Raw genomic sequence first — 14,005 nt, forward strand, 5'->3', positions numbered from 1 at the left:
GATTTACCTCTTATTGCTGAATGCCGAGGGCGTGAGCCATCGCATGATGTAAAAATGTTTGCTCCACAAAGCCATGAAAGGCATGAGCCATCGGCCCTCGAGCCATCACCACAACGTCTTCACCACCGTGGTGTTCGCCACGACTTGGAATCCGTGCTCCCTGACGGAAATTAGGATCGGCAGGATCTTGCTCTCCAAAGATCTCATCTCGGTCCACAATGACACCTGTAGTGTAGCCTAACATGGTATAAGGTTGGCCATCTTCAGCCAATGTCACTTCGTCGTTAGGGTGACCGTGCTCATCGGTACCGCGAACCCAATCAAAAACGCCATTCCCTTTGGCGGGATATCCGGCAAGTGCAAAACTGTGACTATGGTCGGCCGATACGACTATTAGCGTATCCTCCTCTGACGTCATTGCCATCGCCTGCGCAACGGCTCGAGACATTTCAACCGCATCGTGAAGTGCTCGAAAGGCATTGTTGTAATGATGAGCATGGTCAATACGGCCAGCCTCGATAAATAGATAATAGCCTTCTTCACTACCTTCTAAACGACTAATTGCCGTCGCCGTCATCTCAGTTAACGATGGCTCGCCGCCGTTATCAAGCTGTCGATCGACCTCAAATTGCATGTGAGAAGGCTCAAACAGCCCCAGTAGCGGCTGATCTTTGGGGGCATTGCGAAGCTGCTGTTCGTTCCAAACAAACTGACCGCCTGCTGCCTGCCATTGCGCAACTAAATCACGTCCATCCTCGCGTCGGCCTTTCTGATCCGGGTATTCCGGGTCGGTCACGGTATTTGGCAGGAAGCCACGACGACCTCCCCCCAGGATCACGTCAACGCCATCGCCGTGTGAGAACTCGATCAGCTGCCGAGCGATATCGACACAACCCATCTCTATATCGGCAGGTTGCATATCTGTATCGGTTTCCCAACCTCTGCTAGCAGCATGGGCATACGCCGCGGCCGGTGACGCATGGGTGATCCTAGCAGTACTGACCAATCCGGTGGCCATACCTCGGTCTTCCGCCATTTTGAGTAAACTAGTCACTTCATGTTCCGCCTGACCTTCGCAGACGCCGTAATCCGCAAATTCAGAGAGCCCAATAACTCCGGACTTAGTTTTCACTCCAGTATGAAAGGCTGTAGCCGTGCCCGCTGAATCAGACACCTGATGATTAGTCGTGTACGTCTTCACTAGCGCGGTGTAAGGGAGCGTCTCGAAGCTGAGCAAATTTTCTTCGCCATCCTGCCCATTTAGCTGCCCTTCTAAAATACGCGCTGCGGTTTGAGTGGTGATACCCATACCATCACCAATGAAAAAGATGACATTCTTTGCTCGTTTATTAATCGGCTGCTGATTCAGTGCATTCGCGAGGTCTCGCTGGCCATCAATCGTCCACTGATTAACATTTTGATCAATACTTTGACTCGATACTGTCTCATCAGTGCAACCCGATATCGTCATTGTGAAAAGACTTGCTGCAGCCGCTATAGAAAATACATTCTTCATCGAAAACGTCCTATTTATCATATTTATGGCTATAGGCTTTCATAGTAGCTGCTCTAAACCCACTGCTCAACACGCGGGCCGCGATTACATAGTATTAATGTCCATAAAACGCTAAACTAGAGCCGCTTCAATAGAGATAATTCAGATGATTTTAGGCGTAACAGGCGGAATCGGTAGCGGTAAATCGGCCGCAACAGACCACCTTCAACAGTTGGGTGTCACGGTTGTTGATGCCGACCTTTGCTCGCGCGTTGTCGTTCAGCCTGGGCGCCCAGCACTGCAGGCGATTTTTTCGCACTTCGGCGAGCGCCTAAAGTCAGCCGACGGAAGTTTAGATAGAGCAGCCCTGCGACAGCTCATTTTCTCTGACCCTGAGCAAAAATCGTGGTTGGAAGCACTGCTACATCCATTGATACGAAACGAAATTCAGACCCAACTGCAAAACGCCGATGGGCCTTATGCGGTGCTGTCATCTCCATTGCTTTTTGAAACCAAACAGAGTGAACTCTGTGATCAAGTACTCGTGATTGACGTTGATGAAGCAACACAGCGACAGCGAACGCTTAGTAGAGACGGCGTCAGCGAGAAACAGGTGGAGGCCATCATGGCTGCTCAGCTGCAGCGAAAAAAGCGACTCGACAAAGCTGATTATGTGATCGACAATAGTGGCTCGCTTGAGCAGTTACATAATGCACTGCAACAATTTCACGAAGCGCTTATACCGCGCGATGTTTCATGAGAACTATTTATGACTAAGAAGACGTCAACGGCATCAACACCACTTGTGGACTGCCCAACCTGTGGCATTGCCCACAGCTATGACACTTCGTCACCCTACCGCCCGTTTTGCAGCGATCGCTGTAAACTCATTGATCTCGGTGAATGGGCCAGTGAAGGGCACGCCATTCCGGGGGAGCCGGTCTGGGACGATATGATGTCAGACGAGCTTGAGCTAAAGCACTAATCATGCAAACTGGATTACTTGTTCACTCATCAGTGTTTAAAAACATCGCGGATTTAGTGGTGGTATTTGGCTCGTCTCCCAGTAAGCTACTTGAGAAATTCGACATCGACTTTTCAAAGCTTGATATCCCTGACAGCTATCTGCCTATCGATACCTACCACCGCGTAGTCGATGAGTGCAAAGAACGTTTCAACCAGCCTAATTTTAGTGCCATCCTGGGTGAACTGCATGTAAGTAGCCTGTTCAGGGGCTATAACAGCAACATTCTAAGTATGAAAAATGTCTCTGCAAAGCTTATGGAATTTAGCGAGCGCTGCGCCCATTTGCTACCGGGTGTTTCCTACAGAAGTAATGTGACTGCGGATACCGCTTCTATCGAGCTGGTTAGTGAACAGACACTTCCATTAAGTGCACAAATCCATGCGTTAAGTTTAATTGATCAATTGATTTGCCAACTTACTAATCGCTCGAGCTCGATTCGTAGCTGGGTTGTCTCGGAATACCATGAAGGCAACTATCATCGCCCCGTTATGGTTGAGTCAGGTAGAACCGCGCTTCATTTCGCTCCGGAATTACTTACTCAACCCGTTAGTTCAGCACAGTTAAGGCCGGCGAAAAAGTTGACTGCTATCCTGGCTGTTATTCGCGAGCAACTCAATTTGGAAGACGCTTCCCTTGAAAGCGTTGCGGCGAGATTTAATGTCTCGGGGCGCCAACTTCAACGCCAGTTGAAGGAAGCCGGTACCACCTTCAGAAATGTCCTCGACGCCGTTCGTTTTGATCGTGCGCGCGGTTACCTTAAGAATCCCGCGTTCAAGTTAGGGATAATCGCCAATTACTTAGGCTACTCGGAAGACAGCGCCTTCAGTCGTTCGTTTAAACGTTGGTCCGGCATGGCGCCGAAGGCTTGGCGCAGGATCACATCAGACTCTCCATCGCCTCGCAAGTAAGCCAATCAAAGGATGTCCAATATGGACATGCTCAATTATCGAAGAGCAAAGCTCGCGCTGTGTATGACCATTAGCTTGGCCACTATTAGCTCATAGGCCGACATATACGTTGATGGTATCGCCGAGCAAATCTCTGGCATCACCGAGGCGATAAGTAAAAAGGCCGAATCAGTCACTGATTCGGCCTTTCTTATTCTCGCTAGCTCACACTAAACAATCACTCAGGACGCATGTGTGGGAATAGCAATACATCGCGAATCGATGGGCTATTGGTTAACAACATCACTAACCGATCAATACCAATACCCTCACCAGCTGTTGGCGGCAAGCCATATTCCAACGCGCGAATATAGTCATGGTCAAAGTGCATGGCTTCATCATCACCGGCGTCCTTGTCCGCTACCTGAGCGGCAAAGCGAGACGCCTGATCTTCAGCATCGTTAAGCTCCGAGAAACCGTTAGCAATTTCGCGACCGCCGATAAAGAACTCAAAACGATCCGTCACATCTGGGTTGTCATCGCTACGACGAGCAAGCGGCGATACTTCGGTTGGGTAATCGGTAATAAAGGTAGGCTGAATCAAACGTGCTTCAACCGTCTCCTCAAAGACTTCAGTTAAGATCTTACCGTAGCCATAACGCGCTTCAACTTTAACGCCCAACGACTTCGCTACGGCCGTAATACCTTCAAGGGTATTAATATCCTCAGCCTTCAGGGTGGGATTGTAAGCCAATACCGAATCAAACATGCTTAGACGGGCAAACGGCTTGCCGAATTCGTAGGTCACCGAATCAACCACTTCACCATCAGTATTCTTGGTAGTGTTCACAACGTCCGTTGAGCCCAATACGTCTAGGCACACCTGGCGAATCATCCCTTCAGTAAGATCCATCAAGTCACGGTAATCCGCGTACGCTTGGTAGAACTCCAACATGGTGAACTCAGGGTTGTGACGTGTTGAAAGACCTTCGTTACGGAAGTTACGGTTGATTTCGTAAACACGCTCATACCCGCCCACGACCAAACGCTTCAGGTAAAGCTCAGGGGCAATGCGCAAGTAGAGGTCCATATCTAGGGCATTGTGATGGGTCACGAACGGACGTGCCGAAGCGCCACCTGGAATCACATGCATCATGGGAGTTTCCACTTCCATGAAGTGCTTTTCGCCCAGGAAGTTACGGATAGACTGAATAACAGCTGAACGCGTAGCGAAGACATTACGCGAATCTTCATTCATGATCAGGTCAACATAGCGTTGACGGTAGCGCTGCTCAGTGTCAGTTAAGCCATGGAACTTGTCTGGAAGTGGACGAAGGCTTTTAGTCAACATCACGACACTGTGCATATCCACGAAAAGATCACCCTTTCCCGAACGCTGCACCGGACCTTCGATGCCGACAATATCACCGATATCCCAAGTTTTAACATCAGCAGCTTCGGCTTCCGATAGCACCTTGCGGTTGATGTACAGCTGGATCTGACCAGAAACGTCCTGCAGTACCATAAAGGCACCGCGCTTACGCATGATTCTACCCGCTACCTTCACACGGTGACCCAGTGTTTCAAGGGTTGGCTTGTCGTGCTCAGCAAACTGCTTTTGCAGGTCGGCCGCTAGGGCATCTCGACGCCAATCATTCGGAAAGGCATTGCCGCGCTCACGCAGACCATTTAGCTTCGCTCGGCGTTCGGCTACTAGCTTGTTTTCTTCGCTACTATTACTCATTGATTTTCCTACAGGCCGCTCTTCAAACTGGCGACAATAAATTGGTCAATATCGCCGTCGAGAACGGCATTACAATTCGATGACTGCACGCTGGTACGGAGATCTTTAATACGCTGATCATCCAGTACATACGAGCGAATCTGGCTTCCCCAGCCAATATCCGACTTGGTATCTTCCAGCGCCTGCGCACTAGCGCTACGCTTTTGCAGTTCAGACTCATAAAGTTTGGCCTTTAACTGCTTCATAGCACGGTCACGGTTTTGGTGCTGTGAACGTTCGCTCTGACACTGCACTACAATTCCCGAAGGTTCGTGGGTAATACGCACCGCTGAATCAGTGGTGTTAACGTGCTGTCCACCCGCTCCCGATGCCCGATAGGTATCGGTACGCAAATCGGCAGGGTTAATTTCAATTTCGATATTATCGTCGATTTCCGGCGACACGAATACTGAGGTAAACGACGTATGTCGACGACCACCAGAGTCAAAGGGACTCTTGCGAACCAAGCGGTGTACGCCGGTTTCGGTGCGTAGCCAACCGTAGGCATACTCGCCTTCAAACTGAATGGTCGCACTCTTAACACCGGCTACATCACCAGCCGAGCATTCCACCAAGCTTGTCTTAAAGCCCTTCGAATCACCCCAGCGAAGGTACATGCGCAGGAGCATTTCGGCCCAATCTTGAGCTTCCGTTCCGCCGGAGCCAGACTGAATATCCAGGAAGCAATTGTTGGGGTCCATCTCGTTGGAGAACATCCTGCGAAACTCGAGTTCTTCCAACAGTGCTACGATATTAGCTAGTTCTGCCTCAACCTCGGCAACGGTATCTTCGTCATCCTCTTCAACGGCTAGCTCAAGTAGGTCTGAGACATCATTGATACCTGCGTCAACGTCATCGATGGTCTTGACGACACCTTCGAGTAGCGAGCGTTCTTTGCCCAGCTCTTGAGCCAGTTTTGGATCGTCCCAAACGGACGGTTCGCCAAGCTCTAGCTCAACTTCTGCAAGTCGGTCTTTCCTGTTGGCATAGTCAAAGATACCCCCTCAAGATATCAACGCGTTCGCGGACATCTTTGATGGTATTGAGGATCGGATTAATTTCCATTTAGCGGCTAACCATTATCAAATTCGAATTAGGCGGCGATTCTACTTCAAAGCCATAAAAAAATCATGTTGTTTGCGAGTATAGCGAGCGAAAGTCACTCCTGCCAAAGCACGGTGAAATCAATGGCTATCAATCGTAGACCACCTCCAAGTGGCGCAACATCAGTTGTAACGATTCATTACCTCGCCAACGATTCACATCAAGCTGATACACCGCGCGGATCTTTGAGGTTTGCTCATGCCACCGGCGCTCTGCTGTTTGATAATTAAACAGGATACCGTCAACCAGATGCTGGCGATTATCAACCGGTGCTAAGGTCAGTTTCAGGTGCTTATCCTGCAGCAACTTGCTGGAGACCACCCAGAATTCTCCGTCAAAGCTCGGCTCTGGGAAGCCCTGCCCCCACGGTTGCGACGTTGACAGCAATTTAGCATTTTCCGTGTGCAGTTGAGTACTGGCGAGTGAACCGTCAGAAAACATCGTTTCGGTCAGATCATCGTGAGTTAATTGCCCTCGAACCACTTCATCGAATAGCTCGCAGAATCGCTCGAAATGATTGCTCTGAATACTTAATCCTGCCGCCATCGCGTGGCCACCAAACTTCTTGAGCACCTCAGGCGCTTGCTTCGCTACCTGATCTAGTGCGTCACGCAAGTGCAAACCGGGAATACTTCGCCCGGACCCTTTGATATAACCCTCACCCTCATCGGCGAAGACAATGACGGGACGGTGATGCTGTTCCTTTAGCCGTGACGCAACGATACCGACAACACCCGCATGCCAAGTAGGCTCGTAGACGCACAACCCCCAGGGTAAATCACCCGCGAGCTTAATCGCCTTGACGGCGATGGCCGCTTCAGCCTGCATTGACGCCTCAATTTCGCGGCGCGAGACGTTGTATTGGTTGAGTTGATCGGCAAGCACCATAGCCTGGGAGTCGTCGTCAGTGAGTAGGCAGCGAATCCCCACACTAATATCATCGAGTCTGCCTGCCGCATTGAGTCGTGGTCCCACGGCAAAGCCTAAGTCCGTAGCCTTACTCACAGCTGGGTCACGTTTAGCGATTTGCAACAGCGCCTTGATACCAGGTCGGCATCGGCCGCTACGAATTCGCGCCAAGCCCTGACTAACGAGCAAGCGGTTGTTGGCATCTAGTGGCACCACATCGGCTACCGTTCCCACCGCCACGATATCTAGCCACTGGGCCAGATTCACCTGTTCAACCGCAGTTTCCCCGCGGGCTCGGAGTTCTGACCTAAGCGCAATAAGCAGGTAGAACATCACGCCTACCCCCGCTAGGTTTTTAGAGGGGAATTCGCAACCGTGCTGGTTGGGATTAACAATCGCCGAGGCGCTAGGAAGCTGATCCCCGGGTAGATGATGATCAGTCACCACAACTTCCCAGCCGTAGCTGCGAGCTAGCGCGACGCCCTCCACACTGGAAATACCATTATCTACTGTAATTAACATATCGGGTGATCGCTCGCGCGCCACTTCAACTATTTCCGGCGACAGCCCATAACCAAACTCAAAGCGATTCGGCACGAGGTAATCAACGTGAACAGCTCCCAATGCGGGCAGGCCAAGCATACCTAAGGCAACGCTCGTTGCACCGTCACAGTCGAAATCACCCACAATGAGAATACGTTTTTGCATGGCAATCGTGTCCGCGACCAGGGCAGCTGCCTGAGCAAGCCCCTTCATTTTGGGCGGCGGTAGTAACTGTGCGAGAGATTGCGGCAGTTCAGCATCGGACTGAATACCACGGTGAGATAGCACCCGAGCGAGTAGCTCGGGATATTGGGGAAGCGGATCGCTCAGCGCCTTGCGACGCTGAATATTGACTAGATGTTCACCTGTTGCTGAATCCACGATTGCACGGTTTCCAAGTTATTCTCGATAACCTCATAGGACTCCTCGCGTTCAAGCAAATCAGTCAGATGAGCGGGAAGCACCACCTCTTGATTTACCCCAGAGGCTTTTACGGCCTCGTCGAATTTAGCTGGGTGTGCTGTGGCTAAGCATACCATTACCTCATCTTCACTGCGACGACAAGCGGCGCCCGCGCCAATGCCAATAGCCGTGTGAGGGTCTGCCAGGTAGCCAGAATGCGTAAAGGTGTCGCGAATCCACGTTAAGGTATCTTCATCATCTAAGGCCGCAGAGCTAAAGTGAGTAATCACATTCTGATATACCTCGACAGGAAGAGATAGCTCACCGGTTTCGGCAAAGGCTTCCATCTGCGTCTTGAGCGCATCGCCGTCTTGGCTGAAGGCATCAAAAAGCAGTCGCTCGAAGTTACTCGACACCATGATATCCATGGACGGCGAATAGGTTTTCTGTAGCCCCTGCTTGGAGTAATCGTTGGCCGCAATAGCGCGATGCAGAATGTTATTCGCATTCGTTGCCACCACCAACTGGCCGATAGGCAAGCCCATTTTCTTCGCTAGATAACCGGCATAGATATCGCCGAAGTTGCCGGTCGGCACACTGAAACTGATGTGCTTTTGCGGAGCTCCAAGGGCGAGTGCTGACGAGAAGTAGTAAACAATCTGCGCCATGATACGCGCCCAGTTAATGGAGTTGACCGCAATTAACTGACGCCCTTCCGGCAGGAAGGACTGATCGGCAAAGCTAGTTTTCACCATCTGCTGACAGTTGTCGAAGTGACCTTCTAACGCGATATTATGGACATTCTTTGACAGTACCGTCGTCATCTGGCGGCGCTGAACTTCTGATACACGCTGGTGAGGATGCAGAATAAAGATATCGAGGTGGTCACAGGCCACACAAGCTTCAATTGCCGCTGATCCGGTATCACCCGAGGTTGCCCCCATCACCACGCCATGCTGGTTACGTTGAGTAAGGAAGTGATTAAGTAATCTACCCAGAAGTTGCAGGGCGAAGTCCTTAAACGCAAGGGTTGGACCGTGGAATAACTCCAATACCCACGTGCGTTGATCAATCTGTATTAATGGCGCAATCGCGGAGTGATTGAATTGAGCGTAGGCATCATCAATTAGGGCACGGAAATCTTCCGCTGAGATAGAGCCCTCAACAAATGGCCACATGATTTCGAAGGCTAGCGCTTCATAACTCAGCGTCGCTAAGCGCGTGAGGTCATCATGGCTGAACGTTGGTAGCTCGGTGGGGACAAATAGACCACCATCATTCGCTAAACCTTTTAGCAGCACGTCTTCGAACGATAGTTGCTCGGCGGCACCTCGGGTACTTTGATACTTCATAGCATTAACCTTAAAAACGTGTCTCTACGCGGATCATTGCGATATCACCTACCACGCTATCCAGCGCTTTAAGGTCTATCAGAGCCTGATTAAACAACCACTCACGCACTCCATGGGTTAGGAGTACAACGGTAACCTGATCATCCTCGGAACTTTGCTTCTCCTTCTGGGAGATAGCCTCAAGGCTAATTCCATGATTTGAGAAAGCACCCGTAATGGCCGCCATAACACCGGCTTTATCGGTAGCCTTGAAGCGGATGTAGTAACTAGACTCAGCGTCCTCAAGAGGCAACACTTTGCCTGTAGATTGCTTTGGGCGAATAACGCGAGCAGCTTCACCTGCTTTCACCACATCAACCACATCGGCAATAACCGCTGACGCGGTAGGTTCTGACCCGGCTCCAGCGCCAACAGATAGCACTCCGCCGACTGCATCCCCGTAGATGAAAATGGCATTCAGCGCATCGTCAACATTGGCCAAGCTGTGCTTCACCGGAACCAAGGCTGGGTGAACCCGAAGCTCGAAGCCATGGTGACGTCGGCGCGCGATACCAAGGTGCTTAATACGGTAGCCGAGTTCTCTCGCGTATTCGATATCAGCGGGGGTGATTTTACTAATCCCCTCAGTGGACACCGAACCAAATTCAAACGGCTTATCAAAGCCAAGGGAAGCGAGGATCTGCAGTTTGTGAGCTGCATCAATCCCCTCCACATCAAAGGTGGGATCGGCCTCGGCATAACCGAGGCGCTGGGCCTCAGCGAGGGCACTTTCAAAGGTTTTCCCCTCGTTAGTCATCGCGCTGAGGATGAAGTTACCCGTGCCGTTAATGATCCCCACAATGCTGTGGATCTCATTCGCTGATAGTCCTTCAGTAAGCGTCTTGATAATGGGGATACCACCGGCGACAGCCGCTTCGTAACGCAGCACCGCTTCACATTCTTCAGCGAGTTTAAACAGCGCATCACCATGTTCCGCAATCAGTGCTTTGTTCGCGGTCACCACGTGCTTGCCGTTCTTGAGCGCCGTTTCTACCAAATCTTTCGCAACAGTAGTGCCACCAATGAGTTCCAGAACGATATCAACTTCACCATCATTGGCCACCGCAAAAATATCGCGGCTCACCTTGATCTTGCTCACATCGCACTTGGTGGAGTCGGAACGGGCGCCAATGTGATGAATCACCACTCGCTTGCCCGTTCTTCGGCGAATGAGATCAGCATTGCGTTCGAATATGTTTACAACGCCGCTACCAACCGTACCTAAACCACATAGACCTAACTTGACTACTTTCACGCTGAACCTCAATATTTTTTCGGGATAAGTTCCCCAGTTAAACCGAGAGTATCAGACACCCGAGTTAGGTCAATTACACTAACTTATGGTTTATATTCCCAATTGTTGAAGCAGGACCTCGGTAGGCTGCGCACCCGGAATTTTGGTTCCGTCTTCAAGGAAAATATGTGGGGTAGAATTTACGCCCAGTGACATGCCGAAATTGTACTGATCGCGAACCGCATCCGAGCAATTGGCTTGCTGGAATGATTCACCTTCAAACGCTTCATTCAATGAGCCCTTGGGATCACGCGAGCACCAGACGCCTGTCATAGTGCGATAGGCAGTAGGTTGTCGGCTTTGCGTATCGCGTGGATAAGCTAAATAAACGACTTCTACGCCGGCCTCGTTAAGCTCATCGAGTTGACCGTGGAAACGGCGACAATAGCCGCAGGACACATCGGTAAAGACATAAATACGCGCCTTTTTCTCGGAGCTGGCAGGATAAACCAACGCTTCACTCAGGTCATAACTTGCTAGCTTCTCAGCACGCTCAGGCATTAATTGCTCTTCGGCGATATCTACTGGCGAATTACCACTGATACGGAATACTTTCCCAGTGAATAGATGCTCACCATCATTCGAGACATAAATAGTCTCTGCAGAGCCAATGATCGGTACAACTAACCAGCCTTCGATGGACGACGGCTCTGGCGTACCCCAGGGGACCTGAGGATAAATACGTTGCAGATTAGCCTGGGCACGGGCGACAGTTTCCTCTGCCTGAGGAGCTAACGCCTGACCAATCGATGGTACAGATAAACCGAGGGCCACGACGACCAACGCAATGTTAAACAACTTCATGATATCACTTCTCTCTTTAGCCTCGCGGGTGATGGGTGCGATGCACCTCCCCTAATCGGGCTCTACTAACGTGTGTGTAAATCTGGGTGGTGGATAAGTCGCTGTGCCCCAATAACATTTGTACCGCTCTTAAATCAGCACCGTGATTAAGTAAATGGGTCGCAAATGCATGGCGCAGAACGTGGGGAGAAATTGCCTCTTCTAACCCAATAGCCGCCGCGTACTTTTTGATTCGATACCAGAACGTCTGGCGAGTCATTATCGTCCCTCGTGTGGAGGGGAATAATACGTCACTTTGCCGTCCTTTTAACAGCTCCGATCGTGCGCTTTTCATGTAAAGAACCAGCCACTCCTCAGCCTCCTCGCCTAACGGAACTAGCCTATCCTTAGCGCCCTTCCCCGTTACCCGAATAATACCTTGGTTGATATTAAGCGATAGTCGCGACAAATTTACGAGCTCGGATACCCGCAATCCAGTTGCGTACATAAGTTCGAGCATCGTCCGATCCCTGCATCCTAGCGGCGTGCTCGTATCAGGTTCAGCCAATAAGAGCTCAACCTGTTGTTCACTAATATCCTTGGGGAGTCGCCTACCAAGTTTAGGCAAGTCAATATTTGCACAGGGATTATCACTGCGATAATTACTACTGATTAACCACAGGCAGAGGTTGCGCAAACTCGACAGCCGTCTTGCCTGTGACTTAGCCGAAGCTTCTTCAGTAAAGCCATTACTCAACCAATGTTTCACATCATCGCTTTTGAAACGATCAAGTGAGATATCAGTAAAGCGAATGAATTGGCTGACATCACGACGGTAACTTTCGCAGGAAAGTTTCGATAAACCAGCCTCAAACTGAAGGTAATGGCACCAGCCTTCCAGCCGATCCGCATTATGGGGATCCACGTCAACCATTACCCTAACTACTTCCGTGGCGAGTCATCTATGCACCGGCTATGGCAAGAAGACTGAAGGCCGCCAACCATACGAGTTCCGCATTTTGCACTAATTGAAAGAGGCGCTCTAAGGACTTTTCACCCTCATCGTGCGCGTCATTATCAATCACTAGCGCTGCCTTTGCTCCGTCACAAAGTAGTCGACTTGTACGAATGTGAAAATCAGTTAATGACTGCATAAGCACAGGCAGGGTGGTACTGAAATTCCCCACAAACGCATAGCCCAACAATGCTAAGCGCGCCGGGACCCACCCGGCTATATGCCGCAATTTAAAGAACCACTTATCGTGCGCTGCGCCAATAAAGATAAGTCGCCAAGCCATCGCAAAGAGCGCACCTAAACCAAAGAAACTTTCGCCCAGCCAGTACCAGAAGAGAATTGCGAAGAAATCAATGAAGGCACGACGAGCCAACGCCTGCCAAACTAGCTTATAGGCGCCTTCGCTGTCCGTAGGGCTATCGTAGCCAAGGTCCTTGGCCGCTCGCGCACCAACTTCCATCATCTCACCCGCTACCAGCTGCTCACGATAGTCATCGAAATGAGCGCGGAGGGACTGTTCTCCGAGGATCTGCACCAGGACGAAGAGATCAATAAGGACAAGCGCCAAACTCCCCATCATGCCCATCGGCGACAGCAGCCAGTAAGCGAAGAAAAGCCCGCCTAACGGAATTGCCAAATAGATAATTCTGCTAGCAGCGGTACCCTTATCACCGGTGATATTCCACCAATTCCCCAACCAAACACGGCGCTGCAGGCGATGCCAACCTTCGCCCTTGCGATAAAGCAAATACACCACTAACACTACAAAGAAACTCATGCCTTCTCCAATTCTTCCCTAAATTTCTGCCAAGCAAAGTGCGGTCCGGGATCGGTCTTTCGTCCTGGCGCTATGTGTTCATGCCCCACTATTCTATCTAACGTGAGGGCCGGGAAATATCCCTGTAACTGCTTTACTAAATCAACGAGCACCTGATACTGAATCTTCTCGTACCCATCCTCATCACAACCTTCCAACTCAACGCCCAGCGAAAAGTCATTACAGTTTGAGCGACCGTTAAAGGACGATAAACCCGCATGCCAAGCCCTCTCAAGACAACTCACGTATTGGCTTAGCCTACCGTCTCTGGTGATAAAAAAATGTGCCGAAACTTCCAATCCTTCAAGATCTGCAAAGGAAGGGTGCTCATTGCCGCGAATCTGATTTAGAAACAACTTATCCACCCACGGGCCGCCATAACTACCCTCGGGCAAACTGATACAGTGGACTACGAGCAAGTCTACCTCGCCGCTCGGCCGCGCATTAAAATTAGGCGACACCCGTTTCTGAGTATTCGCTAACCAACCGTCCCACTGCAATGATGACATCTCCTCGAATTCTTTAAATAGCAGTATGGGGGGCTATTATCCTGAG

The 14,005-nt window shown here is 50.5% G+C and carries 13 protein-coding genes; 3 read left to right on the top strand and 10 right to left on the bottom strand.

Annotated elements, in window-relative coordinates; genetic code table 11:
- Positions 1-10: 10 nt before the first annotated feature.
- Complete coding sequence (locus Q0698_RS05315; protein ID WP_298634458.1) at positions 11-1,516, bottom strand: alkaline phosphatase; 1,506 nt, start codon at positions 1,514-1,516, stop codon at positions 11-13.
- A gap of 145 nt (positions 1,517-1,661) precedes the next feature.
- Here Q0698_RS05315 and coaE point away from each other — a divergent pair, with 145 nt between their 5' ends.
- From coaE to Q0698_RS05330, 3 genes are read left to right on the top strand one after another with little or no spacing between them, the layout of a single operon-like run.
- On the top strand, positions 1,662-2,255 hold the full coding sequence (coaE, locus tag Q0698_RS05320; RefSeq protein WP_298634460.1) for a dephospho-CoA kinase: 594 nt from the start codon (positions 1,662-1,664) through the stop codon (positions 2,253-2,255).
- A 9-nt stretch (positions 2,256-2,264) separates the two neighbouring features.
- Positions 2,265-2,480 carry a DNA gyrase inhibitor YacG gene (locus tag Q0698_RS05325; protein WP_298634462.1) on the top strand — a complete coding sequence of 72 codons (216 nt, stop codon included), beginning with the start codon at positions 2,265-2,267 and terminating at the stop codon, positions 2,478-2,480.
- A 2-nt stretch (positions 2,481-2,482) separates the two neighbouring features.
- Positions 2,483-3,430, top strand: a complete 948-nt coding sequence (locus Q0698_RS05330) for an AraC family transcriptional regulator (RefSeq protein ID WP_298634464.1) — start codon at positions 2,483-2,485, stop codon at positions 3,428-3,430.
- Positions 3,431-3,647: 217 nt separating this feature from the next.
- Here Q0698_RS05330 and lysS read toward each other — a convergent pair whose 3' ends face one another.
- The 9 genes from lysS to ampD all read right to left on the bottom strand — a co-directional run bounded on the left by lysS (position 3,648) and on the right by ampD (position 13,959).
- Positions 3,648-5,153 (bottom strand): lysine--tRNA ligase, encoded by a 1,506-nt coding sequence (gene lysS, locus Q0698_RS05335; RefSeq protein ID WP_298634467.1) that lies wholly within the window; start codon positions 5,151-5,153, stop codon positions 3,648-3,650.
- 8 nt (positions 5,154-5,161) lie between these two features.
- Positions 5,162-6,257, bottom strand: a protein-coding gene (gene prfB / locus Q0698_RS05340; RefSeq protein WP_298634468.1) for a peptide chain release factor 2 whose coding sequence is annotated in 2 segments (ribosomal slippage) — positions 5,162-6,184 and positions 6,186-6,257 — 1,095 coding nt in all. Because the reading frame shifts where the segments join, the coding sequence is not laid out codon by codon here.
- Positions 6,258-6,386: 129 nt separating this feature from the next.
- Positions 6,387-8,129, bottom strand: a complete 1,743-nt coding sequence (gene recJ / locus Q0698_RS05345) for a single-stranded-DNA-specific exonuclease RecJ (protein WP_298634469.1) — start codon at positions 8,127-8,129, stop codon at positions 6,387-6,389.
- A complete protein-coding gene (gene thrC, locus Q0698_RS05350) occupies positions 8,102-9,502 on the bottom strand; it encodes a threonine synthase (protein WP_298634470.1) in 1,401 nt (466 codons plus the stop codon). Before thrC ends, recJ begins: the two co-directional genes overlap by 28 nt.
- A 10-nt stretch (positions 9,503-9,512) precedes the next feature.
- The gene (locus Q0698_RS05355; protein ID WP_298634471.1) at positions 9,513-10,796 is read right to left on the bottom strand and encodes a homoserine dehydrogenase; all 1,284 of its coding nucleotides are present in this window, start codon (positions 10,794-10,796) and stop codon (positions 9,513-9,515) included.
- 90 nt (positions 10,797-10,886) lie between these two features.
- Positions 10,887-11,639: a DsbC family protein gene (locus Q0698_RS05360; RefSeq protein ID WP_298634472.1), complete on the bottom strand. Its 753-nt coding sequence runs from the start codon at positions 11,637-11,639 to the stop codon at positions 10,887-10,889.
- Between the two features lie 16 nt (positions 11,640-11,655).
- Positions 11,656-12,552, bottom strand: coding sequence for a site-specific tyrosine recombinase XerD (xerD, locus tag Q0698_RS05365; protein WP_298634473.1), 897 nt, complete (start codon positions 12,550-12,552; stop codon positions 11,656-11,658).
- A gap of 28 nt (positions 12,553-12,580) precedes the next feature.
- The gene (ampE, locus tag Q0698_RS05370) at positions 12,581-13,411 is read right to left on the bottom strand and encodes a regulatory signaling modulator protein AmpE (protein ID WP_298634474.1); all 831 of its coding nucleotides are present in this window, start codon (positions 13,409-13,411) and stop codon (positions 12,581-12,583) included.
- Entirely contained in the window at positions 13,408-13,959 is a 552-nt protein-coding gene (gene ampD, locus Q0698_RS05375; protein WP_298634475.1) for a 1,6-anhydro-N-acetylmuramyl-L-alanine amidase AmpD, read from the bottom strand. Before ampD ends, ampE begins: the two co-directional genes overlap by 4 nt.
- Between the last annotated feature and the right edge of the window lie 46 nt (positions 13,960-14,005).

Origin of the sequence: uncultured Umboniibacter sp. (assembly GCF_947497555.1) — a bacterium.
GTDB lineage: Bacteria > Pseudomonadota > Gammaproteobacteria > Pseudomonadales > DSM-25080 > Umboniibacter.